The organism is Desulfonatronovibrio hydrogenovorans DSM 9292, assembly GCF_000686525.1.
GTDB lineage: Bacteria > Desulfobacterota > Desulfovibrionia > Desulfovibrionales > Desulfonatronovibrionaceae > Desulfonatronovibrio > Desulfonatronovibrio hydrogenovorans.
Genome location: NZ_JMKT01000017.1, coordinates 30,823 through 54,386, shown reverse-complemented (window position 1 = coordinate 54,386; position 23,564 = coordinate 30,823). Strand labels below are relative to the sequence as shown.

Here is a 23,564-nt window from a genome sequence, read left to right as displayed (position 1 = left end):
TCATGGAGAAGACAGTAGTAATCACGGTTTTGATGCTGATATTTGGCAAGCTTTGCTGGGAGAGTTTTCTGTCCTGGCTGAACATGCAGGAAGCAAGGCGCAGACAAAAGGCTCCACCATTGGAAATTCTGGAGGTCATGGATCAAAAGACCTATCAAAAGTCAGTGGATTATTCTCTGGCCAAGGAGAGGCTGGGACTTTTTAATGGAGTGTATGAAGTCCTGGTCCTGATTCTGATCCTTTTTTCCGGGGTTCTGCCTTGGCTGTATTCCCTGTTCAGCGGACCGGGATCGGAAATATCAATCCTCAGGGAAGCAGCCTTCATGATCGCTGCCCTGATCCTTATCTCCCTGCCTGGAGTTCCCCTTGAGTACTATAACCGGTTTAACCTGGAAGAACGCTTTGGATTCAACAGGAGCACTGTCAGGCTGTGGGTCACAGACAAGTTCAAGGGGCTTGTCATCAGTCTGGTTCTGGGGATGCCGGTGCTTTGTCTGATCATCTTTCTGGTCATGAACCTGGGCGATTTATGGTGGCTGTGGGCCTTTCTGGCCCTGTTCATCTTTCAGTTGATCATGATGGTTCTCTATCCCATGATCATCCTGCCCTGGTTCAACAAACTCACCCCTCTGCCCCAGGGAGAATTGAGGCAGAGACTGATGAACCTGGCCGACAGGACCGGGTTCAAGGCCCGGACCATCCAGGTCATGGACGGAAGCAAGAGGTCCGGCCATTCCAATGCTTTTTTTACCGGTTTTGGCAGGTTCAGGCGGATCGTCCTTTTTGACACCCTGATCGATCAGATGAAGGAAGATGAACTGGAGGCTGTGCTGGCCCATGAGATAGGCCACTATAAAAAGGGTCATGTCCCCAGGATGCTGGCTGTATCGGCCCTGATGAGTCTGGCAGGGCTCTGGATCCTGGCCTGGCTTGTAAGTGTGCCCTGGTTCATTCAGGCCTTTGGGTTTGATCATGAACTGAGTGGGCCCGGCCCCGGCCTGTTGCTGTTCGGTCTTTTGTTCGGGGCAGTTTCCTTCTGGCTCTCTCCTGCCCTGGCCCAGCTGTCCAGGAAACACGAATACGAGTCAGACAGATTTGCGGCCCGGCACGTTGGGCCTGATCCCATGGTCAGAGCCCTGAGGAAGCTGAGCCGGGAGAATCTGTCCAATCTGACCCCGCACCCCCTGTACAGCGGGTTTTATTATTCCCATCCGACTCTGTTTGAAAGGGAAAGGGCCATTGCCGGGCAGTGAGCCCTGGGTGTCCAGGATAAGTCCTTAACAGTGTGAAAAAGTCCTTATCAGGCAGGCTGTTCAAAAATTCCAAAGGGCAAGAAGCAAAAAAAGTTCAAGGTCGCAGCGTAGTTATCCATGCGTAAGAGTTTGAACTTTTTGGAGCGACGCGGCAATTGGGAGATTTTAAACAGCCTGCTAAGGAATGGAGAGGTCCAGCGCTGTTCATTCCAGGCTGGCGTAAACTTCCATGATTTCTTCTGGTTCTGGATGGAACTGGTCCGGTTCCTTCCAGTGCCATGCCCGGTAATCCCGGCCGCTGACCATTTTTACAGTTTCATCGGCTTTGAGAATGGTGATTCCGTAGACCCAGTTGGCCATATTGATGATGCTGCAGGCGTGGGCTGTCAGACTGGAGGCGGCCATCATGTCTTTGACCAGGGTTATCCGGTAGTCCCTGAAAAAGGCGTCATACACAGTGTTTAGAACGCATCCGTCAGTGACGAATCCCCCCACCACCAGATTCCTTATGTCCATGGCACGCAGAAGCAGATCCAGTTCAGTGGCAAAAAAGCTGCTCCAGCGGTGTTTATCAATGACAGGCTCACCAGGCCGGGGGCGGACCCGGTCATCAATTTCCACAGCTGAAGTGCCCTGGCAATAGGCGATATTACCCTTTTCCGGGATTGGCTCATCCAGTGATGCATCCAGGCCGTCCGGTCTGTGGGTATGGCGGGAATAGAGCACAGGTATGCCCGCTTTCCGGCAGGAGGACAAAACAAGAGCGGCATTGTCCAGGGCCTGATCCATTTCTTTGATGTTGAATGATGCTTCATTTTGCATGTCAATGAGCAACAGGGCAGTGTTTTTCATCAGAGTTTCTCCGTTAAATCTTTAATAAGGGTAACACAGGGGTCAGACCGTATTAATGATGGTTTACTTACTTTGACCAGGGGATGTCAAAATGCCTTTTTAAATATGCCTTGATTATCAAGATGTTTGATTATAAATTAATTTGATCAAATTATTATCAGTCGGAGGAAACAATTATGATCGGCCGTTTTTCCAATCTTGGGGTTTACCAGGAGCTGCTCACCACCAGAAAGTTTTATGTGACCCTGTCTGGAGGCCTGGCTGCTCTGGCCGGTTATCTATGGCAGGGACAGGGCTGGACTCCGGAACTGGTGTCCATCCTTCTTGTGCTGGCCTCTGTTGGTGTCAACGGATTTCCCATCATCATCGGGGCTGTTAAGGGGCTTTTAAAAAGACAGGTCAATGTGGATGAGCTGGTCAGCCTGGCCATTGTGGCCTGTCTGGTCCAAGGGGAGTACCTGACTGCAGCGGTGGTGGCCTTTATCATGACTTTGGGGGCGCTGGTGGAGGAAGTGACCAGTGATTGTGCCCGCAGATCCATACATCGGCTGGCTGCAGTCACTCCTCAGGAGGCCACTCTTGTCCAGGGTGAAAAAGAAGTCAGAGTGGCTGTGGACAAGCTCAGGCCAGGGGATCAGCTGCTGGTCAAACCCGGTGAAAGGATTCCGGTGGACGCCAGGATCATTCAGGGTAAGACCATGGTGGACGAGTCAGCCATTACCGGTGAATCTGTGCCCGGTATGAAGCAGGAGGGTGATCAGGTCATGGCCGGAACCCTCAATCATAATGGGGTGGTTGTGATTGAAGCCCTGAAAGTAGGCCGGGACACCATGCTGGGCAGGATAATCAGGCTGGTGGAAAGGGCTGAAGCCCATAAGCCCAGGGCCACCCGGTTCATTGACCGGTACGCAGGCTGGTTTACCCCTCTGATCCTGACCATTGCCGGTTTAACCTGGTTTTTTTCCGGTGAAATAAGCAGGGCTGTGGCTGTTCTTATTGCAGGCTGTCCCTGTGCCCTGATCATGGCTGCTCCTACTGCCACTGTGGCTGCTGTAGGTCGGCTGGCCAGCTCCGGGGTCCTGGTCAAGGCCGGAGTATATCTGGAAGAGCTGGCTGCTTCTGATGTGATCCTGTTTGACAAGACCGGGACTCTGACCAGGGGAGAGCCAAGAGTCAGTCAGGTGGCTCTGGGAAAAAAGTATTCCAGGGATGATATCCTGGGGTTGGCGGCCTGCGTGGAAAAGGACTGCACCCATCCTTTGGCCAGGGCAGTGGTCAAGGCAGCCCACTATGCCGGGGTAAGGGTCCAGAAGGCCAGGGAAGTCCTTTCGGAAATCGGCCTGGGCATCAGGGCTGTTCTTTTGGACAACAGACTGGTGGAGGTTGGCAGCCCGTACATGAATGGCGGTACAGCTGCCCTGCCTCCTCTTTTTCAGGAAAAGATCAGTCTGATCCGGGACTCCGGAGCCACACCCCTGGTGGTCTACCTGGACAAGGATGCTGTAGGCCTGATCAGTGTCCGGGATGAACTGCGGCCCGGCATCAGAGGGGTGATCAGCGACCTTGAAAGGCTGGGCATGGGCCGGACAGGTATCCTGTCCGGGGATCATGAAAAGGCAGTGGCCACCATTGCCAGAGACTCAGGCATCAAGAGCTTCTGGTGGGAGCTCAAACCGGACCGGAAGCTGGGCATTATTGAAGATTTTCAGAATAAAGGGCATAAAGTGACTTTTGTGGGGGACGGAATCAATGATGCCCCTGCTCTGGCCAAGGCTGACATTGGCATTGCCATGGGCGAAAAAGGGACCGACGTGGCCCTGGAAACTGCTGACATTGCCCTGGTCAGGGATGACCTGTCCACTCTGCCCGTTATTGTATCCATGGGCAGGAGGATGGTCAGGCTGATCAAGATCAATGTCTTTCTGGGGGTGGGCTTCAATTTCCTGGCTGTCTGGGGAAGCGCAGCCGGTTTTCTTAGTCCTATCCAGGCTGCAGTTTTTCACAACATTGGCTCGGTTATCGTAGTCCTGTCATCGGCCAGCCTGGCTTTTGCACGTTTCAAAAGGAGCAGTCATGGAACAGGTTGAAGAGCTGACCAAATTACTGGTTGAGTTTTATGAAAAATTTTCTTCCTGGGAGCACGAAGTGGTCAGGGGTGAGCCCCTGACCCTGTCCCAGATGCATACTGTTGAGATTCTCAACTCCCAGGGAGCCCTTAAAATGAAGGAGCTGGCCGAGAAAATGGGAGTAACCACCGGATCGCTGACTGTACTGGTGGATCGGCTGGAAAAGGCCGGTCTGGTGGAGCGCCGTCCCCATGAAACCGATCGGCGTTCCATAAGGGTCCTGCTCACGGACAAGGGCCGGGCTCATGCTGACGAGCACCACAAGCTGCACAGCCGCCTGACCCAGGAGCTGACAGCAGACATGAGCAGGGAAGACATGACTGCCCTGGCTGAATGTCTCAGAAGGATGCTGGCCAATTTTTGATTGGCTGGCTCGAGATATCACGTATTCAGTTTTTTTAAAAAACTGTCAGACCTGGAGCTGGATTGATTTTTCTTGACCTGATCCGGCCTTAGATGTTACCTTTTTACAATCAATAACATTAAAGAGGCAGGATTTTATGAAGGATTTGTCAGTTTGCAGACATATATCCAGTTACTGGAACTGGAGGGCGGTAAGCTTTGACTCCACTTCCTGCAGACATGAACCCTGGGTTGACATATATTCCAGGGTCTTGTCCCTGCCGGCCGGATCTAAGGTGCTGGATGCGGGCACAGGAACGGGATTCCTGGCCCTGGGTCTGGCTGGTCAGGGATTCAAGGTCACTGGAATTGATATCTCTTCCAGGATGCTGGACATTGCATCAAAAAAGGCCGCCAGGATGGGCCTGGAGGTGAAGTTTATGCAGGCCGGGGCAGATGACCCCCCTTTTGCCCCGGGAACCATGGACGCCATAGTTACCAGGAATCTGATCTGGACCCTCAAGGATCCCTGGACTACCCTCAGGAACTGGTCCATTCTGCTCAGACCCGGCGGAAGGCTGGTGATATCCGATGGAATGTGGAGACCGGTCACTCTTCTCCAGAGGGTGAGTAGCTTCATGCTGGAAGGTATCCAGAAAATTACCGGAAAAGGTGCTTCTCATCCGGAAAAATTCAAGCAGATGTATAAAAAAGTCGACCCTGATCTGCCCTTTGGGGCGGGTCTTTATGCCAGTCAGGCCAGCGAGCTTCTTGTTGATTGCGGGTTCAGCTCCATCGTCAGCCATGAGCATGAGTTTGATGAAAATCCATACACGGCTAATGGAAAATGTTTTCCAGGCTATGGCCGGTTCTTTATTCTCTCAGCCACATGCGGCTGAGAATTCCATTCTCCAGTTTAAACACTTCATGGCACAGGGCTTTGAGCAGTGCAAAGTCATGGCTGATGAACAGCACTCCCATTCCTTTGTCAGGGCCCTGGGCCTGAATGGTCCGGGCCACCTGGGCCTGGACCAGAGGGTCCAGTCTTGAAGTTGGTTCATCCGCCACCAGAAATAAAGGATCTGCCAGCAGGCACCTGATCAAGGCCAGCCTCTGAATCTCCCCCCCTGAGACTTTGTCCGGAGTGCGCGTAAGTAGCTCCATGCCCAGATTCATACTCTGCATCAGAGAGGCCAGTTTGCTCCGGGCCTGTTCTTGGCTGTCCGGGTACAAAAAACGGATTACATCCTGGAAAGACCTGTCCAGACTTTGAAAAGGGGCAAAGGTCAGGGCTGGGTCCTGGAAAATTTTTTGAAATCTGGGGCGCAGACCATTCTTTTGAGTTAGAGACAAGTCGTTCAGGTCATGCCCGTTCCAGAAGACCTGACCGGAGTCGGGCCGGGTCAGGTTGAGGATAATGTTGCCAAGGGTTGACTTGCCCGAGCCTGAGGGCCCGAAAAGACCTACAACCCGGCCTGGGTGCACTGCAAGCTCTACTGGACCTAAAACTCTGTGCACCTGTTTTTGGAACAGACCCCTGGTAAAGGATTTGTGCACTGCCTTCAGTTCAACAATGGCTGGAGACGGAATAGATGTCCTGTTCATTTGACTATAAGGGAGCACACAGGCCGTTTTCCGGAAGAGCCCTGATCAGGTCCCTGGTATACTTGGCTTCAGGTTTATGCAGGACCTGCTCTGTGACCCCCTGCTCAATGATTTTGCCCTGGAGCATCACCCCTGTTTGGCCCCCAAGAAGTCCGGCCACTGTAAAGTCGTGGGTGATACACAAAAGGGTCTTGCCGTTTTTTACCAGCTTTTTCAGCAGATCCACCACCTGGTCTTTCAGATGTGCATCCAGGCCTTTGGTGGGCTCGTCCACAATGATCAACGGGGCTGGGGAGGCCAGGGCCATGGCTATGGCACATCTCTGTTTCATCCCTCCTGAAAGCTCATGGGGATAACTGTTCACAGCAGTCCCGGAGAGTCCCAGACGAACCAGGATGCTGGCTGCCCTGGCCATGGACTGTTTTCTGGGCTTTGCCCGGGGCCATCTGAATATTTCAGCAACCTGTGATTTGACTTTCAGGGTCGGATTCAGGGCAATGCCCGGTTCCTGAGGAACCAGGAAGGTACTGGCCTGGGCCTGTTCATTCCTGGCAGGTCTGGAGGACAGTCCATTGATGGTTATCCGGCCCTGGGCCTGGAGATCTTCAGAAAGCAGTCCAGCTACGGCCAGGGCCAGCAGAGACTTGCCGCTGCCGGTCTCTCCTACCAGGTTGTAAACGTTCTTTTCCGGCAGGAACAGGCTGACTTCATTAACCAGCAGGTTGTCCGGACTGTTTTTTGCGCAGATGTTCAGGTTCTCAATAATCAGCATGGATTCTCAAGGTTTCAGGTGTTATTTCACAGTAAAAAACCACAAAGCTGGTACATTCAAAAACGCAAGAATAATATTTAAAGTATAGTTCATCATATCCAGATGGTCCGGGCTGTCATCCCTGGGTCAATAGTTTTTAAGCTTCATCTTGCCAGATAGTATGAGGCAGCTGAAAACCGTTATAAAGACAAGAGCCGAGGGTATCAGGGAGAGATGAGGCGCTGTCCTAAGATATGGCAGGCCGTCGGAAATCATGGCCCCCCACTCAGGTATGGGTGGCCTCACGCCAATGCCCAGAAAACCCAGGGAAGACAAGGCCAGCAGGGATTTACCGATGCCCAGAGATACCAGAGGAAGGACTGGTCTGGCAACCTGGGGCAGGATGTAGCGGTACAGTATAAACCATGTTGGAAAGCCCAAGATGATTCCTGCCTGGATGTACGGTGCTGAAGAGCAGGTCCTGGTAACAGACCGGGCTACCCTGCAGTAGTCCGGCCAGGTGGTGATGATCAGGGCCATGGCCAGAACCATGATACCCCCACTGGTCAGCCCGGTGATCATCAGGGCCAGAAGAATGCCTGGAAAGGCCAGGGTGGTGTCTACAAGCCGGCTGATGGCTGCATCAATAAAGCCTTTTTTGTATCCGGCTACCATGCCCAGAACTGCACCCATAAGAGCTGAGCCTAAGGATATGAGCACAGCTGCCCCTAGGGAGAGATAAGTACCGTGAGCTATCCTGGCCAGAAGACAGCGTCCGAACTGGTCGGTTCCCAGGGGATGCGACATTCCTGGTCCAGCCAGCCTGTTCATAAGGTTCTGAGTGTAGGGATCAATGTTTGGGGCAAGGGATAACAGGCCCAGGACAACAGGTACGGACAAGAGGGTCAGGGCCGGGAGCAGGTGCAGGCTGTTCCTGAAATTTGGACGGGTAATAGTCATGCTGTTTTTTCAGGGCTGATCTGTGGCCACCGGGTTCAGCCAGAGCAGGGTCAGATCCACCAGGGTATTGATGGTTACGTAAATGGCTCCGATGAGCATGGCAGCACCCTGAATGACCGGGATGTCTCTGGCCATGATGGACTCCAGGAGCAGGTGCCCAATCCCGGGCCAGGCAAAAATGTTCTCAATAATGACCACTCCATCCAGAAGAAAGGCAAATTGCAGCCCCAAAAAGGTAAGGACCGGAGCTGAAGCGTTTCTCAGACCGTGTCTGACCAGGACCTGGTACCGTGGCAAACCCTTTGTCCTGGCAAAGGCATAATATCCAGCACTCCTGACGGTGTTCACAGAAGCGGCTATAATCCTGTTGCTCATGGCAAAAAGTCCCAGACCAAGGGTCAGGGCGGGAAGAATAACGTGTTCTGGTCTGGAAAAACCGGCCACAGGCAGGATGGACAAATATACCCCGAATACCAGTATGAGCAGTACAGCCAGGATATAAGGAGGTATTGAGACCAGAAGAGAGGAAATGGCCTGCAGGATCCGATTGAAGCGGGATTCCGGTCTTATGCCTCCAGCGATGCCCAGAGGAAGAGCCATGGCCAGGGAAAAAACCATGGCAACCAAGGCCAGTTTGACAGTGTGGGAGAAATGGTAGGCCAGGATTGATCCCACCCCCTGACCAGTAACCAGAGAGCTGCCCAGATCAAGGGTTATTGTCCTGCCAATCCATTTTGAAAACTGATAAAAGCCTGAACGGTCCAGCCCTTCCTGGACTCTTACGGACTGGATGAGTTCAGGGGTGACCCGGTCCAGATCGTATCTGGCAATGGCTACCTGGGTGGCGATGTCTCCAGGGCCAAACCAGGTGACCAGAAAAGTAAGGGTGGCCACCGTCAGGGCGATGACCACCAGCTGTGATATCCGGTTCAGGACAACAAGGATCACTGTTGGAAATGGACTCCTTCAGGGTAGGGCCTGAGTTCAAAAGGATCCTGGTTGAATCCCTTGATTTTGCCGGACACGGCCACATGGTCATCGTACCAGGCTACAGGGATTACAGGCAGGTCAGTGTTCAGAATTTCTGAAATCTTCCAGCCGATGTCCCGGCCCTTTTGGGAGTCGAACTCGTTCATGTAGTCGTTCAAAAGTGAATAAAATTCATCAGATTCCCATCCCATGGCCCCCCAGCCCCCTCTTCTGTCTGCCGGTCCAAAATCAGCCAGGATGGTGGCTATGGCATCCGGAATCTGGCCGTAGTTCCTGGCCAGAAAGGCGGCTTCCAGGGTATTGTCATTATGTCGCTGAGGAATGATTCCAGCTTCAGTTGTCACGATCCGCATTTCAATGCCCACTTCCTTGAACTGGGCCTGGATGGCCTGGGCCACCAGAGGCAGAGTGGGGCGGGATGCATAGGTGATTATTTCAAAGGAAAACCGCTGTCCGTCTTTAGTCCGAATTCCGTCAGAGCCTCTGGTCCATCCGGCCTGCTCGAGCAGCTGAGAGGCCATTTCTGGATTAAAGGCAAAATGCTCTGGAACGCCAAGATCCTGGTTATGCCAGGCCGAAACTCTAGGTAAAAGCTGGGTTGAGGCAATGTCGGGATTATCCAGCAGGGAAGCGGCTATAGCCGGCCTGTCTATGGCCATGGACATGGCCCTGCGGACTCCTGGATCATTGAACAGAGGCAGGGAGCAATTCAGTTTGATCAGTCTGACCCTGGGCAGGGCTGTGCTGTACATAGTGATTCCCCTTAGCCCATCCAGTCTGGCGGAAGACTCAGGAGAAAGGGTTAAGGAGAGGTGTGCTTCACCGGATTCAGCCATCAGAGCCCTGGTTTCACCATTGGGAATAGCCCGGTACTGAGCCCGGGCTATCTGCGCTGGATCGCCCCAATAGTCAGCAAAGGCCCTGAATTCAAAGTCAGTCAGGCCCCTGTGAGATACGAATTCATACATGCCTGTGCCAATGACCCGGTCAAAATCCTGATCATACATGGCTGGCGCACCGATGGCAGCCGAAAAGTTGGCTAAAAAAGATGGCAGGGCTGAAAAGGGAGATCTGGTTTTTACAGTCAGGACCAGGTCCCCGGCTGGTTGGATCTTTTCAATATCCACACCCTGGAAAGCCCCCTTGTCCAGGGCGTGATTGAGGGCCCTGGATGCGGCCAGGGCATTCAGGGGTGTGCCGTCGTGAAATTTGACATTTTCCCGCAAATAAAAGGACCAGGTCAGCCCGTCAGGTGAAGTGCTCCACTCTGTGGCCAGCATGGGGGTGATGCCACCCTGGCGGTCTGAAGTGACCAGTGTTTCCAGACAGCCCATTCGGGTGAAAACAAAGCCTGAATTAGAAGGATCCAGGGAGTTGGCCTTCCAGGGGGAGACCACGACCAGGGGCTGGTCAGCCAGGGCAGGGTTCACCGGGATCAGGCCAAATCCAAAGGCTAAAAAAATCAGAGTCAGTTTTGCAAAAAAAGCTTTGTCAAACATGGTAATCCTCCAGGTTGCAGCAGACAGAGTTATAAGGAGCTACTCCAGATTAATCCGGCTGAAGCCCAGGTTGTTGAACTGGTGGTTGATGATTTCAAAGGCCGGGCCGTTGTTCAGAAAGATGGATATTTCTTCGGCTTTTTGCAGGGGATCTATGTCTGAGAACTGGTCCGGATAAATGGTTTTTCCTATGAAATAGGCATTGGCAAAGATGCTTTCAAAGTTCTGGGTATAGAAGTTATATGGAAACACTCCGTAAATCCTGCCCTGCTGAACAGCCCTCAGGGCCTGATAGGCTGAATCATTGCGAAGCTGTTCCAGTCCGTTGGCCATTCCATCCAGGCGGGTGGTGGATATGTCCAGAAAGATTATGTCCGGATCCCAGATGATCAATTTTTCCTTGGCCACGCTGGCATGGGAGGATCCCTTGTCAGGGGAGCCGAGATGGCCGGCCACGTTACGGGCTCTGAGAAATTCAAAAGGAGCGTAAGCAGTCTCGGTTGACTGAAATCCATGACCGCCGCGCTGAGATACTCCACCTACGTAGACAGTGGGGTTCTGGTCCGGATTAAGGCCCAAGACCCTCTGCTCCAGATCTTCCTGCAGGGAATTAAAATAGGAGATTACTTCCCTGGATCGTTCTTCCAGACCCAAGACTCTGCCCATGATGGTCAGGGTTTGATCAAGGTCATTGCGGGCAAAGGTCAGGTTTCCGTAATTCAGGGCAATGACCGGAATACCGGTTTTGGCCTGGAGAGTATCCACCCCTCCGTCCCTGGTGGCGTAAGTCTTGAAAATGACCTGAGGCTGGGGATCAAGGCCGGCAATGAGTTCCGGGCTGTCCTGACCCCTGAATTCCCCGAACAGGGGATAGTCGCCAAAACCTGGATTGGCAATGGCATAGGGTCTGGCATCAGTGGAAAAGGGTAAACCTCCCTTTTCAGCACTGTCCACCGCCACTATCCTGTCCTGGGCTTGAAGGTAGGTCAAAAGACGCAGGCAGCCAGAGCCGGAACAGATGACCCGCTGGGCTGGCTCCTTGAGCTCATGCGTTCTTCCCATGACATCGGTAATGGACAGGGATTGTCCGGCCTGAGCCTGAACAGACAGCAACATGAGAATAGCCATGGCCAGAAAAAAACAGGCCAAAGCAGGCAGGGTGTTTTTTGGGAAAAGCCGGCTGATCATGACAGAAGCTCCTTTAAAAAGGTTGGCAGGAGGTTAATATTTGCGGACGAAGCAATGAAATTTCTGAAACGTTTTGCGATTATTTTATGATAATCAAAATTCAATTTCAAGATATTATTTATGAATTGGTGACACTTAATTGATAAATATTATGCAAGGAGGTGCAAAGAGGTCTCAGCTGTCCAGAAGGGTGTGGACTGGATGGTCATAAGGCAAGGCCACTCTGATAAAAACTTGACTTCCAGCAAGCTATGATTCACTTTCAAAACTTGTCTTTGCTGGATATGAATCAGGATAATAACATAATAAAGGCGGACGCTCTGATATGACGGACTACAAGAAAACTCTGAACCTTCCCAAGACTTCCTTTCCCATGCGGGCCAATCTGACCCAGAATGAGCCCCGGATGCTGGAATTCTGGAAAAAGATCAATGCCTACCAGCAGATGGTCCATGCCAACCAGGAAGGTCAGCCTTATGTGCTCCATGACGGACCTCCCTATGCCAACGGCCATATTCACATGGGTACGGCCATGAACAAGGTGCTCAAGGACTTTATTGTCAAATCCAGGAATATGCAGGGCTTCAGGGCTGAATACGTGCCGGGCTGGGACTGTCACGGTCTGCCCATTGAGCACAAGGTTGCCCAGGAACTCAGGGCTAAAAACAAGGTTGTCCCGCCCATAGTGATCCGCAGGATCTGCCGGGAATATGCAGCCAAGTTCCTGGATATCCAGCGTAAAGAGTTCATCAGGCTGGGAGTTATGGGTCAGTGGGATGACCCCTATCAGACCATGCATCCTGCTTATGAGGCAGCCACAGCCAGGGAGCTTGGCAATTTCATCAAGAAGGGCTCTGTAGTCCGGGGTAAAAAGCCCATTTACTGGTGCATTGACTGTGAAACAGCCCTGGCTGAGGCTGAGGTTGAATATGCTGACCATACTTCGCCTTCAATCTACGTTGCATTTCCAGTAACCGACCTCAGGATCAGGGAAGTGTTTTCTCAGGCTGACCCTGCGGCAACCTTTGCTGTAATCTGGACCACGACGCCCTGGACCATCCCGGGCAACACGGCTGTAGCGGTTCATCCTGAATTTGAATACAGCCTGGTCAAATCAGGGGCCAAATTCTTCATTCTGGCCAGTGAACAGGTCAAGGACCTGTCCGAGATCTTTGGGTGGAATAATTATGAGGTCCTTGGTCGGGCAACAGGCAAGGATCTGGAAGGAATAAAAGCAGTGCATCCCTTCATGGACAGGCAGGCTCCGGTTGTGCTGGCTGATTATGTTACGCTGGAAGCCGGGACCGGTCTGGTGCATACTGCACCGGGACATGGCCGGGAAGACTATGAAACCGGACAGAAGTACGGTCTGGAAGTACTTTCACCTCTGGATGACCAGGGGCGTTTTCTGGAAGAGGTGGGTTTTCTGGCTGGACAGAATGTTTATCAGGCCAATCCGCTGGTCATTGAAAAGCTGAAAAGCAGTGGTCTGCTCCTGGCTGAAAAAAAGATATCCCATTCCTATCCGCATTGCTGGCGCTGCAAGCAGCCCGTTATCTTCAGGGCCACGACCCAGTGGTTCATTTCCATGGATAAAAACGACCTCAGGCAAAAGGCCCTTGAGGCCATCACAAATGATGTTGAATGGATACCTTCCTGGGGAAGGCAACGCATCTATTCCATGATTGAGAACCGCCCAGACTGGTGCATCTCCCGCCAGCGCAACTGGGGCGTTCCAATTATTGCTCTGCTTTGCGCCAAATGTGATCATACCTATATGGATCCGGACTGGATATTTTCCATAACAGACCGGTTTGAGAAACATGAACGGGGCTGCGACTACTGGTTTGAAGCGGACATAACCGATGTGGTGCCTGAGGACCTGACCTGTCCGGACTGTGGCTCCAGGGAGTGGAAAAAAGAGGATGATATTCTGGATGTCTGGTTTGATTCAGGGACCAGTTTTGCAGCAGTTCTGGAAAAGAGGCCGGAATGCGCTTTTCCGGCGGATATGTATCTTGAAGGCACTGATCAGCACAGAGGATGGTTTCACAGCTCTTTGCTGGCCTCCATGGGTACCAGGGGGCAGGCTCCCTACCGGTCGGTCCTGACTCATGGCTATGTGGTTGATGGTGACGGTAGAAAAATGTCCAAATCTCTGGGCAATGTCATCGCCCCCCAGGAGATAATTGACAAGTTCGGGGCCGAGATTCTGCGGATCTGGGTGGCTGCTGTTGATTATCAGGAGGATGTGCGCATTTCGGATGAGATCCTGAACCGGCTGGTGGATGCCTACCGCAGGATCAGGAACACTTCCCGCTACTTTCTGGGAAATCTGTTTGATTTTGACCCGGGCCAGGATATGGTGGAACCCAGGGACATGCTTGATCTGGACCGTTACGCCCTGTCCCTGGTCCTGGAAAAACACCAGGCCATGCAAAAAGCCTACAACAGGTTTGAGTTTCACAAGATATTTCATACCTTGCATAATCTGTGCGTGGTGGAGCTGTCTTCCTTTTACCTTGATATCATCAAGGACCGGCTCTATGTCTATGCTCCGGGAAGCCTGGAGCGCAGGTCGGCCCAGACCTCTCTTTACCTGATGCTCCAGGCCATGCTTGCCAATATGGCTCCTGTTCTGAGTTTTACTGCTGAGGAAATATATCAGCATCTGCCTGAGCAATTGCGGACTAGCAGTAAAACCGTGTTCGGCCTACGTCCTGATTTCTCAGGCTACCCTCTTATGGATGAGGATGAAAAAAGTCTGTGGAACATGGTGTACGAGGTGCGTCAGGAAGTGACAAAGGCCATTGAACCCTACAGAAAGTCCAAGGAGTTGGGCCATTCTCTGGACAGCCTGGTGACCCTGTATGTTGATGAGACCAAGTACCAGTCCCTGAAAGAGTTGGAAGATGACCTGGGTTATATTTTCATTGTGTCCAGGGCCCTGGTCCGACCTGAGGCAGAGGCTCCGGCAGGAATCTTCAGCAGCCTGGAACTGGAGGGGTTAAAGATCAAGGTGGAAAGGGCGCCCGGGGAGAAATGTGCCAGATGCTGGATCTACAGCCAGGATCTGGACCAGGAAAAGGCCTGTCCCAGATGTGCCGGGATTATTAGAGAAATTCAAGGAACCCGTCAGGATTAATGAGGAATAACATGTCGTTGAAACACAAAATTGTCTTTATTCTGGCCGGGGTCATTCTTGTCCTGGACCAGGCCACCAAGATATGGGTGCAGAGTGCCATACCCCTTTGGGAAACCAGGACCGTGATCCCGGGATTCTTCAACCTGGTTCATGTCCTGAACAAGGGTGCGGCCTTCGGCTTTCTGGCCGACCTGGAAGGAAATATGCAGACCTATTTTTTCATTGGAGTTACAGGGCTGGCCGTGGTTCTGATTTTCCATCTCCTGAGAACTGTGCACAGAAGAGATGTGTACCTGTTCACTGCTCTGGGTCTTATACTGGGCGGGGCTCTGGGAAACCTTATTGACCGGATCAGACTGGGAATGGTCATCGACTTTCTGGATTTTTACATGGGCAGCCATCACTGGCCGGCCTTTAACGTGGCTGACATGGCCATTTCAGTTGGGGCAATTCTGCTGCTGGTCTCATTTTACAAGAAAAAGAGATATGCATCCGGTTCTGATTGAAGCAGGCCTTTTTAAGCTTTACTCTTTCGGTTTCTTTATTGCAGCCGCTTTTTTGCTCGGCATGGCCTGGACCATGCGGGAAGCGGTCCAGAAGGGTCTGGACCAGAGGCTTGTTTTGGATATCGGCTTTTATGTACTCCTGGGAGGACTGGCCGGAGCAAGGCTTCTGTACGTGGCCTTCAATCCTGGGGTTTTTACGGATGATCCCTTGGGAATCTTCAAGTTCTGGAAGGGTGGCCTGATTTTTATGGGTGGTGCAGTTTCAGCCGGGCTATTAATGATTATTTTTCTGGCCCGCAGAAAACAGCCCATTCTTCCCTGGCTGGATGCTGCTGCACCCGGAATTGCCCTGGGGCTTTTTGTGGGCTGGCTGGGTTGTTTTGCTGCCGGATGCGGATACGGTAAGCCATGCGATCTGCCCTGGTGTGCAGTGTTCACCCATCCTGACTCCCTGGGACCGCTTTTCAAGGCCCTGCATCCCACCCAGATCTACCATGCGCTGGTTGCCCTTGTTTGCTTTATCCTTCTTCTTGGCGTAAAAGCCCGAACAAGGGATCAGGGCCGGATTGCCGGGCTGTTCCTGGTCCTGTATCCACTGGCCGGGATGACTGTTGACTTGCTGCGCAACGACCTTTCCCGGGAGCTTGGCATTGTCAGCGTGAATCAGGTTCTGGCCCTGGGAGTTCTTGTCGCCGGCCTGATTCTTGTTTATAGAAAGACAGGTCATTATAAATAATCTCCAAATATCAAGTCAGGTATAAGACCATGTATGATGTTTTTTTTGAAAATCCCCTGCTCATTGTTCTGGTTTTTTTGCCGATCCTGCCCAACTTATGGGCCATCCTGCACATTTTTAAACATGATTTCCAGACAGCACAGGAAAAGATGGCCTGGATTGCCGTGGCCGTGTTTATTCCGGTGCTGGGTGGACTGGCATATCTTTTCTTCGGAAGAAGGAGGGTTGTAAACCATGCTGAACCCTAAGCTTCTGATAATTTTTGCTTTCTGTTTTCTGCTGGCTTCCTGCGTTACTACCCAGTCTGATGTGGATACCCTGCGGTTTCAGGTCAGGTCCCTGGAAAGACAGCAGCAAAATGACAGACAGGTTTTCAGGCAGACCCTTGAAGAGCAAAAGGCCCAGCTTGAGGCCATTGAACAGGGGCTGACCGAGGCCGGAGGCTCGGTCCAGGCAACCCAGGCCAACCTGTGGGCCGAGGTTCAGTCCCTTAAAGTCCAGGTGGCCACCCTTACCGGCAGGCTGGATTCGTTGGAAAGAGATACCCTGGACAGAGCAGAAACCAGGGAGGACAACCGGCAGGCCATTGAAGACATGAGGGCCAAGACCAGGGAGCTGGACAGGTCCGTGCAGATGATTTCCAGCCAGCTGGGCCTGGAGATGCCTGAGCAGGAGACCAGGCCGGAAACAGTGGATGAGTTTGAGCCGATCCAGCCTGGAGACTCGGCCAGGGCTCTTTATCAGCGGGCCCTGGATTCTTTTTATGATCGAAATTATGAACTGGCCCAATCTTTGTGGGAGGAGTTTGCTGATAATTTTCCGGATCACCCTCTGACATCCAATGCCCATTTCTGGCAGGGGGAAAGTTTTTACCAGTTGGAAAGGTATGCCCAGGCCGTGCTGGCCTACCAGGAGGTCATCACAAATTTTTCCGACAGTAATAAAATGAGCGCCAGCATGCTTAAGCAGGGCATGTCTTTTTTTCATCTGGGTCGGGAAGAAGCCGGACGCCTGGTGCTGAACGAGCTGCTGCAGAAATATCCAGATACGGCTGAGGCCAGAAGGGCCAAGGCCTTCATGTCCGACCGCTAGGGTCCTGGCCTGCCTTAGCAGGCCTGTTCTGCCAGATAGTGTGACCCCGGGAACAGGTTCCTTTTTGGGGGAAGTCTTTTGGGGTTCAGCACAAAAAATAACAGTTTAACAGTTGACCAGTAACGGATATCAGATGACTGCATCGAAACCTTATTCCAGGATTATTTCTCTACATTTTTCGCCGGACGTGGTCCGCAGGCCCATGATGTACAATCTGGCCAAGCAATACGACCTGACCTTTAATATCCTCAAGGCCAGAATCAGTCCCAGGGAGGAAGGTCATATGATCCTGGAACTGTCAGGCAAGGAGGAAGACTACAAAAAGGGCATATCCTATCTTCAGGAGCACGGCATCAGCATCCGGGACGTGGCCCAGTCCATCACCAGGGATGAAGATTCCTGCACCCACTGCGGCTTGTGCACTGCGTTGTGCCTTGCCGGAGCCCTTTATCTGGATCAGGAAACCAGGCAGGTCCTGTTTGACAGCCACAAGTGCACTGCCTGCGGAATGTGCACCAGGGTCTGTCCGGTGGAGGCCATGCACGCCGAAGCCAACGGAGACTTCTGATCAGCAGCAACCCAAGGAGATGAGCCATGAGCAGCCAGGAGAGAAACTACTCAAGGGTGGAAACCAGGATAAAGGCCTATGCCCGCAGAACTCCATTTGCCAATGCCAAACCCATTTTTACGGGTTGCTTTGCCTGCGACATGGAGGAACAGTCCACTAAAAATCTTTATGGCTCGCATGTCCCCAGGGAGCTCATTGCTTTTTTCCAGAGAATGGATGAAAAGCTGAACATGATTCTGAGCCTGCTGAGTCAGGGAAATATTCAGGATGATTTTCCTATTTCAGCTGAAGTGATCGAAATAAGCGGTGCCGGACTTCAATTCATATCTGATGAATCCTTTGAAGTTGGTGACACCCTGGAGATGGCCCTGATTCTGTCCCAGTTTCCCCTGAAGGTGGTGGGAGTTGTGGGTAATATCCATCGCAGGGTCAAGGTCAAGAATATTCCGGTCTGGGTGGTCAGTTTTACCAGTATCAGAGACATAGACCGGGAAAAGATCGTTCAGTTTGTCTTTCAGGAACAACGGGAACAGATTCGGGGCAAGAGAAGTGAAGCTGACAAATGAACAGTACATGGCCCTGGCTGAAATGTACCTTATGGCCGGCCAGGGGGGAAAGATCAACGGACTCATCCACAATCTGAACAATTTCATCCATGTTGTGGACATGCAGCTCTCCATGCTGGTGGCCAAGTCCGGTTCAAGCCCGAAAGAGCCTTTGGGCAAATTCCAGGACAAATTGTCCAGGTCGGCAGGGGGGACTGCGAAAATGGTGGCCGCCCTGCATAAAAACGGACAATGTGCTTTTTATTCTCAGAAAAGCCCGGTCCAGATCAATGTGGCTGAATATATCGGCTGGCTGATCGAGTTCTGGGAAAATGATCTTTATTTTAAACACAAAATTACCTGTGAACAGGATACAGGTGCTGATGATATTAATATTCTGGTCCCTGCTTTTCACTTGACTCTTTGCCTTGAACAGGGGATAAGAAATGCAGTGGAAGCCTATCAGGAGATGGACGGGAGCAGAGAGTCCAGGATAGTGATCCGGGCAGCTCTCCAGGGAGAGGGCATTGACCTGTCGGTTTCATCCAGGACCAGGATGCCGGATCTTGATCCCTGGCTTGAGGGGAGTTCGTCCAAACCAGAGCATCTCGGCATGGGGCTTCCTGTTTCGGCTTATGCTGCTGGATTGCTCGGGTGGAAGCTTGATCTGCAAACCGGGAATGAAGAAGTTACGTTCAAAGTCTCAATTCCCAAGCTCAAGCCTGCCTGAGCCTGATGGTGGTTGCTGGATTTTGTCCTGGTGGCCGGATTCACGTTATTAACCTGTATCACTAAGGAGAGGGCATATGAAATTGATAAAAATCGGCTTGCTGTGCTTGGGCTTTATGCTGATGGTGGCTCTGGCCAGCTCTGTATCAGCTCAAACCCAGGTCATTATTGAGCCCAAGGCTGAGAATTTTGTGTTTTATGTGGACAATTCCGGATCCATGGGCTTTGAATACGAAGAACTGGGGATGGACAAAAGTCTTGTGGCCAGGGAACTTCTGGTACTTATGAACGAAGAGATGCCTGAACTTGAGGCCAATTTCGGGGTTTATACCTATGGTCCTTACAAGGAGTTCAGACCTGTGTCCGGTTTTGACCGCCAGGCATTGAACACCGCCTTTAATGAAATCCCCACGGACTTTGAAATCTTTGGTCGTCGGACTCCCATGGGTGCCGGACTTCAATCCCTGGACGCTCCTGTATCCCGCCTCCAGGACCGCATAGCTGTGGTGGCTGTGACCGATGGAGAATCCAATATCGGACCTCACCCCAAAGAAGTGATGCAGGATATGTATGCCAGATACGGCAACAGGATATGCTTTCATTTTGTCAGTCTGGCCCAGAGCCCGGCCGAGAAGGCCATGGTTGAAGAACTGGCCGGCATGAATCCCTGCTCGGTTGCGGTTGATGCCGGAGATTTGGCCAAGGATTTTGTCAGGGCTGATTTCATGCAGCAGGTGTTCTACAATGTCCGGGAAGTAGCTGTTGAGCCAGCCCCGGCCCCTGCTCCAGCCCCGGCCCCGGCCCCTGCTCCGGAACCCGTTGAAGAGGTGATCGTGTTCAGCAACGTCACCTTTGATTTTGACAGTGCCCGGATCAAGCCTGAATATGAAGATATTCTCAAGGAAGCCGCCCTGATCATCAAGGGAACCGACAAGGGAGTTGTTGTGGAAGGACACACCTGCAATATCGGTCCGGCCCAGTACAACCTGGGTCTTTCCCAGAGAAGGGCTCAGTCTGTGGCTGATTTTCTGGTGGAACAGGGTATAAATCCTGATCGCCTGGAGACCAGGGGATACGGTTTGACCCAGCCCAGATTTGACAACAATACCAGAGAAGGCAGGTCTCTCAACCGCAGGGTTGAAATGCACCTCGAATAACCAGTGCTGCCCGGCAGTCAATTTTGACTGCCGGGCTTTTTTGATCAGGAGGGCTCATTATTAATAGTAACTCGTCTGAATGAATAACATGAAAAAGAACCCAATCTTTACTTTATTTATTCTGGCCCTGCTGGTGAGCTTTCCCTGTCAGGGGAGGACCCAGGAGGTGTCGGCTGTTCTTGCCAAAGATCATTCTCTCCACTCCCATTTTCTTGACTTTGCCCACATCAGGATCAGGACCATCAACCGCAGTTTCGTGCACACCCCGGAAAATATATTTATTGAAGCCAGGGACGCCCTGTTTGTGGGACGTTATCTGAAGGTCGATCCATCCACCATTACCGTTGAAGTCAAGCCTACCAATTCAGGCATGACTCCGTTCATCGGGATCATGCAGTATATTGAAAGTACCTATGAAAGCCATGGACCGTGTCAGGTCACGGCTTCCCAGGGGCCGTTTTCCCCAGTCCGCTACCGCAAAATTACAGAAATATTCAGGTATGTGCAGAACAGTTGGGAATGAATCGGATTCTTCACCCAGCGAGATAAGGTTACAGGGACCTGTACTTGTCCCTGGCTCACAGGACATGATCTCCCAAAATTGATTCTGTGCCTGACAAACTCAGGGTACCTGGTATAATTTACTCATCACAACGGAGAAAAATGAACATGATAAAGGTTGCAGTGCTTGGAGGAGGAAGCTGGGGAACCACCCTGGCGGATATGCTGTGCAGAAAGGGTTTGAAGGTGGGGTTGTGGGTCAGGGAAGATGAATTATGCCGGGAGATTAAGGCAAAAAAGGAAAACACCTGGTATCTGCCCGGGATAAAAATCTGCCCAGACCTGAAGGTTAGCAGTGACGCCGAAGAAATCATCCAGGGCGCAGATTATTTTCTGGTAGTCATACCCTGTCAGTTCATGCGCAGCATCCTGGAGTCATTTAAAGACATCTTTCCTGATAGTCCTGTCATGATCTGTGCCAGCAAGGGGGTGGAACTGACCACCCTGAAGCCTCAGTCCAGCGTGATCCAGGAAGCTCTTGAGGGCCTTGAACCCAGGTATGCTGTTATTTCAGGTCCATCCTTTGCACATGAAGTCAGCCGGAGACTCCCCACTGCAGTCAGCCTTGGCTGCAGTGATCTGGACCTTGGCAGGACACTGCAGGACATCATGTCTACGGATTTTTTCCGGGTTTATGCCAATCCCGATTTTCGCGGGGTGGAACTTGGCGGGGCCCTGAAAAATATCATGGCCATTGCTGCCGGGATTTCAGACGGTCTGGAATTCGGACATGATGCCAGGGCAGCCCTGATCACCAGGGGACTTGTGGAAATGAGTCGGCTGGGAGTGGCCCTGGGGGGAAGGGAAAAGACATTCATGGGTCTGTCCGGAATGGGCGATCTGGTCCTGACCTGCACCGGAGATCTCAGTCGTAACCGGCAGGTGGGGCTTGAACTGGGAAGGGGCAAAACCCTGGATGAAATCCTGGCCGAAAAAAAGACCGTTGCCGAAGGAGTCAAGACCACGGAATCAGTCCATCGTCTGAGCACGGAACTGGGTGTAGACATGCCCATAACCCAGCAGGTGAACGCAGTGCTTTTTGAACGGAAAAATCCCCGGAGAGCTGTTGAGGAGCTCATGTCCAGGGAGCTTAAAATAGAACAGTAACCGGACCTAGACAGGTGATTTTAGTTAAACGGCTACTTGCCAAAATACTCTGGCTGAGCACGGTATTTTTCGGGATAACTGTCCTGAGCTTCTGGATCATTCATCTTGCCCCGGGCTCTCCCACGGACATGCAGACCACCCTGAGTCCAACTGCCGGAGCCGAGGCCAGGGAACGTCTGGAAAAGATTTACGGCCTGGACGATCCGGTTCACATCCAGTATGCAAACTGGGTCAAAAGAATTGTCAAGCTTGATTTCGGCCAGTCCCTGAGTGGTGATCACCGCCCGGTCTGGGACAAAATCAAGGAACGCCTTCCCCTGACCCTCAGCCTGAACATCATTTCCCTGGTGCTCATCCTGGGAATAAGCATCCCTATCGGAGTCTTTTCCGCCCTTTACCAGGGGGGGTGGTTTGACCGCTCCATGACCATTTTGGTGTTCATTGGTTTTGCCATGCCCAGTTTCTGGCTGGCCCTGCTTCTGATGATGGCCCTGGGCATTTACTGGCCGGTCTTTCCCATTTCCGGAGTGACCTCCCTGGACTTTGAATACCTGAGCTTCTGGGGGAAGGTGGTTGACCTGGTCAGACATCTGACCCTGCCTGTCTTTGTGTTCACCATCACCGGCCTGGCTGGAATGTCACGGTTCATGCGGACCTCCATGCTGGAAGTACTGCGTCAGGACTATATCCTTACTGCCCGGGCCAAGGGGCTTCCCACCAGGATAGTTGTTTTCAAACATGCCATGCGCAACGCCCTGATGCCAGTGATCACCATCCTTGGCCTGTCCGTGCCCACCCTCATCGGAGGAAGCGTGATAGTGGAATCAATATTTTCCCTGCCAGGTCTGGGTCAGCTGTTTTACCAGTCGGTCCTGGCCAGGGACTACCCTTTGATCATGGGCAACCTGGTCCTGGTTTCGGTCCTGACCCTGGCCGGAAATCTGCTGGCAGACCTGGGATATGCCCTGGCTGATCCCAGAATCAGACTTGGTGCAGGAAGGGCTTAAGATGATTTACCGCTTTTTACTGGCCCTATTTTCATCAAGGTACATTCTGCTTACTCTGGGTCTGTCCATTGTGGGCTTCATGAGCCTGGCTGCGGTATTTGCCCCGCTTATAGCTCCTTATGATCCTACAGGGATCAATGTGGACGCCATCCTGCATCCGCCGTCAGCTGAATATCTGCTGGGCACGGACAACCTGGGCAGGGATGTTTTTTCCAGACTGGTTTACGGAGCCCGGATCTCTCTTTGGGTCGGGTTTGTTGCTGTGGGCATATCCCTGGCCATCGGCATAGTCCTGGGGCTTATTGCCGGATATTTTGGCAGGCTTGTGGACGAAGTTATCATGCGTTTCGTGGACGTCATGCTCTGTTTTCCGTCCTTTTTTCTGATTCTTGCGGTCATCGCTTTTCTGGAGCCCAGCCTGACCAATATCATGATTGTTATCGGCCTGACCTCCTGGATGGGCGTGGCCAGGCTGGTCCGGGCGGAAACACTGACTCTGCGGGAAAGAGAATTTGTTCATGCAGCCAGGCTATGCGGGGCAGGTACAGGCCGGATCCTGCTGGTGCACATCCTGCCCAATGCCATGCCCCCGGTCCTTGTTTCAGCTACCCTGGGGATTGCCGCAGCCATCCTCACAGAATCTGCCTTGAGCTTCCTGGGGCTTGGTGTTCAGCCTCCCACCCCCAGTTGGGGCAATATCCTCATGGAAGGCAAGGATGTCATGGGCATCGCTCCCTGGCTGTCAATATTCCCGGGTTTGAGCATCCTGATCACGGTCCTTGGCTACAACCTGCTGGGTGAAAGTATCAGGGACATACTTGATCCCAGACTGAAGCGGAACTGAG

At 52.2% G+C, this 23,564-nt stretch carries 24 protein-coding genes; 17 read left to right on the top strand and 7 right to left on the bottom strand.

Translation table 11 applies throughout. The annotated features are described in order from the left end of the window. Positions 1–2: 2 nt before the first annotated feature. On the top strand, positions 3–1,253 hold the full coding sequence (locus P771_RS0114130; protein WP_208595978.1) for a M48 family metallopeptidase: 1,251 nt from the start codon (positions 3–5) through the stop codon (positions 1,251–1,253). A 204-nt stretch (positions 1,254–1,457) separates the two neighbouring features. On the opposite strand, the gene P771_RS0114125 is transcribed toward P771_RS0114130, so the two are convergent. After that, positions 1,458–2,105, bottom strand: a complete 648-nt coding sequence (locus tag P771_RS0114125; protein WP_028575651.1) for a cysteine hydrolase family protein — start codon at positions 2,103–2,105, stop codon at positions 1,458–1,460. A gap of 176 nt (positions 2,106–2,281) precedes the next feature. On the opposite strand from P771_RS0114125, the gene P771_RS0114120 reads away from it, so the two are divergent. The 3 genes from P771_RS0114120 (at position 2,282) to P771_RS18510 (ending at position 5,472) form a co-directional block, all read left to right on the top strand. Continuing rightward, a complete protein-coding gene (locus tag P771_RS0114120; RefSeq protein WP_028575650.1) occupies positions 2,282–4,192 on the top strand; it encodes a heavy metal translocating P-type ATPase in 1,911 nt (636 codons plus the stop codon). After that, a complete protein-coding gene (locus tag P771_RS0114115; RefSeq protein WP_028575649.1) occupies positions 4,179–4,595 on the top strand; it encodes a MarR family winged helix-turn-helix transcriptional regulator in 417 nt (138 codons plus the stop codon). The genes P771_RS0114120 and P771_RS0114115 overlap by 14 nt, the downstream gene beginning before the upstream one ends. Positions 4,596–4,731: 136 nt before the next feature. Then, positions 4,732–5,472, top strand: coding sequence for a class I SAM-dependent methyltransferase (locus tag P771_RS18510; protein WP_051617369.1), 741 nt, complete (start codon positions 4,732–4,734; stop codon positions 5,470–5,472). Here the strand turns inward: P771_RS18510 and P771_RS0114105 are convergent. The 6 genes from P771_RS0114105 to P771_RS0114080 form a co-directional block, all read right to left on the bottom strand. Further along, a complete protein-coding gene (locus P771_RS0114105; protein WP_150112213.1) occupies positions 5,447–6,196 on the bottom strand; it encodes an ATP-binding cassette domain-containing protein in 750 nt (249 codons plus the stop codon). The genes P771_RS18510 and P771_RS0114105 overlap by 26 nt on opposite strands. After that, positions 6,183–6,950 (bottom strand): ATP-binding cassette domain-containing protein, encoded by a 768-nt coding sequence (locus P771_RS0114100; RefSeq protein WP_028575647.1) that lies wholly within the window; start codon positions 6,948–6,950, stop codon positions 6,183–6,185. Before P771_RS0114100 ends, P771_RS0114105 begins: the two co-directional genes overlap by 14 nt. A 126-nt stretch (positions 6,951–7,076) precedes the next feature. Then, on the bottom strand, positions 7,077–7,889 hold the full coding sequence (locus tag P771_RS17780) for an ABC transporter permease (RefSeq protein WP_051617367.1): 813 nt from the start codon (positions 7,887–7,889) through the stop codon (positions 7,077–7,079). A 9-nt stretch (positions 7,890–7,898) separates the two neighbouring features. After that, positions 7,899–8,837, bottom strand: a complete 939-nt coding sequence (locus tag P771_RS0114090) for an ABC transporter permease (protein ID WP_028575646.1) — start codon at positions 8,835–8,837, stop codon at positions 7,899–7,901. Continuing rightward, a complete protein-coding gene (locus P771_RS0114085) occupies positions 8,834–10,378 on the bottom strand; it encodes an ABC transporter substrate-binding protein (protein ID WP_035244698.1) in 1,545 nt (514 codons plus the stop codon). Before P771_RS0114085 ends, P771_RS0114090 begins: the two co-directional genes overlap by 4 nt. Before the next feature lie 39 nt (positions 10,379–10,417). Beyond that, positions 10,418–11,566, bottom strand: coding sequence for an iron ABC transporter substrate-binding protein (locus P771_RS0114080; protein WP_084301946.1), 1,149 nt, complete (start codon positions 11,564–11,566; stop codon positions 10,418–10,420). 325 nt (positions 11,567–11,891) lie between these two features. Between P771_RS0114080 and ileS the strand changes: the two genes are divergently transcribed. From ileS to P771_RS0114010, 13 genes are all read left to right on the top strand, one after another. After that, positions 11,892–14,711: an isoleucine--tRNA ligase gene (ileS, locus tag P771_RS0114075; protein WP_028575643.1), complete on the top strand. Its 2,820-nt coding sequence runs from the start codon at positions 11,892–11,894 to the stop codon at positions 14,709–14,711. 11 nt (positions 14,712–14,722) lie between these two features. After that, positions 14,723–15,217, top strand: a complete 495-nt coding sequence (gene lspA / locus P771_RS0114070) for a signal peptidase II (protein ID WP_028575642.1) — start codon at positions 14,723–14,725, stop codon at positions 15,215–15,217. Continuing rightward, entirely contained in the window at positions 15,198–15,953 is a 756-nt protein-coding gene (locus P771_RS0114065) for a prolipoprotein diacylglyceryl transferase (protein ID WP_028575641.1), read from the top strand. Before lspA ends, P771_RS0114065 begins: the two co-directional genes overlap by 20 nt. Positions 15,954–15,982: 29 nt before the next feature. Next, positions 15,983–16,201 carry a PLDc N-terminal domain-containing protein gene (locus P771_RS0114060; protein WP_028575640.1) on the top strand — a complete coding sequence of 73 codons (219 nt, stop codon included), beginning with the start codon at positions 15,983–15,985 and terminating at the stop codon, positions 16,199–16,201. Further along, entirely contained in the window at positions 16,188–17,045 is an 858-nt protein-coding gene (gene ybgF, locus P771_RS17775) for a tol-pal system protein YbgF (RefSeq protein ID WP_051617365.1), read from the top strand. The genes P771_RS0114060 and ybgF overlap by 14 nt, the downstream gene beginning before the upstream one ends. Before the next feature lie 133 nt (positions 17,046–17,178). Then, entirely contained in the window at positions 17,179–17,613 is a 435-nt protein-coding gene (locus tag P771_RS0114045) for an NIL domain-containing protein (RefSeq protein ID WP_028575639.1), read from the top strand. 26 nt (positions 17,614–17,639) lie between these two features. Continuing rightward, on the top strand, positions 17,640–18,179 hold the full coding sequence (locus P771_RS0114040; RefSeq protein WP_028575638.1) for a PilZ domain-containing protein: 540 nt from the start codon (positions 17,640–17,642) through the stop codon (positions 18,177–18,179). Next, complete coding sequence (locus P771_RS0114035; protein WP_028575637.1) at positions 18,163–18,888, top strand: hypothetical protein; 726 nt, start codon at positions 18,163–18,165, stop codon at positions 18,886–18,888. Before P771_RS0114040 ends, P771_RS0114035 begins: the two co-directional genes overlap by 17 nt. 76 nt (positions 18,889–18,964) lie before the next feature. Continuing rightward, positions 18,965–20,044, top strand: a complete 1,080-nt coding sequence (locus tag P771_RS19065; protein ID WP_051617364.1) for an OmpA family protein — start codon at positions 18,965–18,967, stop codon at positions 20,042–20,044. Positions 20,045–20,132: 88 nt separating this feature from the next. Further along, positions 20,133–20,567, top strand: coding sequence for a hypothetical protein (locus tag P771_RS18505; RefSeq protein WP_150112212.1), 435 nt, complete (start codon positions 20,133–20,135; stop codon positions 20,565–20,567). A 149-nt stretch (positions 20,568–20,716) separates the two neighbouring features. Further along, a complete protein-coding gene (locus tag P771_RS0114020) occupies positions 20,717–21,712 on the top strand; it encodes an NAD(P)H-dependent glycerol-3-phosphate dehydrogenase (protein WP_028575636.1) in 996 nt (331 codons plus the stop codon). A gap of 14 nt (positions 21,713–21,726) precedes the next feature. Beyond that, on the top strand, positions 21,727–22,719 hold the full coding sequence (locus P771_RS0114015; RefSeq protein WP_028575635.1) for an ABC transporter permease: 993 nt from the start codon (positions 21,727–21,729) through the stop codon (positions 22,717–22,719). A gap of 1 nt (position 22,720) precedes the next feature. Beyond that, the gene (locus tag P771_RS0114010) at positions 22,721–23,563 is read left to right on the top strand and encodes an ABC transporter permease (RefSeq protein WP_028575634.1); all 843 of its coding nucleotides are present in this window, start codon (positions 22,721–22,723) and stop codon (positions 23,561–23,563) included. Position 23,564: the final 1 nt, after the last annotated feature.

Bases quoted from the DNA above. Each gene is read 5' to 3' on its own strand.
- P771_RS0114130 (WP_208595978.1), top strand. From the start codon at position 3: ATGGAGAAGACAGTAGTAATCACGGTTTTGATGCTGATATTTGGCAAG.
- P771_RS0114125 (WP_028575651.1), bottom strand. From the start codon at position 2,105: ATGAAAAACACTGCCCTGTTGCTCATTGACATGCAAAATGAAGCATCA.
- P771_RS0114120 (WP_028575650.1), top strand. From the start codon at position 2,282: ATGATCGGCCGTTTTTCCAATCTTGGGGTTTACCAGGAGCTGCTCACC.
- P771_RS0114115 (WP_028575649.1), top strand. From the start codon at position 4,179: ATGGAACAGGTTGAAGAGCTGACCAAATTACTGGTTGAGTTTTATGAA.
- P771_RS18510 (WP_051617369.1), top strand. From the start codon at position 4,732: ATGAAGGATTTGTCAGTTTGCAGACATATATCCAGTTACTGGAACTGG.
- P771_RS0114100 (WP_028575647.1), bottom strand. From the start codon at position 6,950: ATGCTGATTATTGAGAACCTGAACATCTGCGCAAAAAACAGTCCGGAC.
- P771_RS17780 (WP_051617367.1), bottom strand. From the start codon at position 7,889: ATGACTATTACCCGTCCAAATTTCAGGAACAGCCTGCACCTGCTCCCG.
- P771_RS0114085 (WP_035244698.1), bottom strand. From the start codon at position 10,378: ATGTTTGACAAAGCTTTTTTTGCAAAACTGACTCTGATTTTTTTAGCC.
- P771_RS0114080 (WP_084301946.1), bottom strand. From the start codon at position 11,566: ATGATCAGCCGGCTTTTCCCAAAAAACACCCTGCCTGCTTTGGCCTGT.
- ileS (WP_028575643.1), top strand. From the start codon at position 11,892: ATGACGGACTACAAGAAAACTCTGAACCTTCCCAAGACTTCCTTTCCC.
- lspA (WP_028575642.1), top strand. From the start codon at position 14,723: ATGTCGTTGAAACACAAAATTGTCTTTATTCTGGCCGGGGTCATTCTT.
- P771_RS0114065 (WP_028575641.1), top strand. From the start codon at position 15,198: ATGCATCCGGTTCTGATTGAAGCAGGCCTTTTTAAGCTTTACTCTTTC.
- P771_RS0114060 (WP_028575640.1), top strand. From the start codon at position 15,983: ATGTATGATGTTTTTTTTGAAAATCCCCTGCTCATTGTTCTGGTTTTT.
- ybgF (WP_051617365.1), top strand. From the start codon at position 16,188: ATGCTGAACCCTAAGCTTCTGATAATTTTTGCTTTCTGTTTTCTGCTG.
- P771_RS0114045 (WP_028575639.1), top strand. From the start codon at position 17,179: ATGACTGCATCGAAACCTTATTCCAGGATTATTTCTCTACATTTTTCG.
- P771_RS0114040 (WP_028575638.1), top strand. From the start codon at position 17,640: ATGAGCAGCCAGGAGAGAAACTACTCAAGGGTGGAAACCAGGATAAAG.
- P771_RS19065 (WP_051617364.1), top strand. From the start codon at position 18,965: ATGAAATTGATAAAAATCGGCTTGCTGTGCTTGGGCTTTATGCTGATG.
- P771_RS18505 (WP_150112212.1), top strand. From the start codon at position 20,133: ATGAAAAAGAACCCAATCTTTACTTTATTTATTCTGGCCCTGCTGGTG.
- P771_RS0114010 (WP_028575634.1), top strand. From the start codon at position 22,721: ATGATTTACCGCTTTTTACTGGCCCTATTTTCATCAAGGTACATTCTG.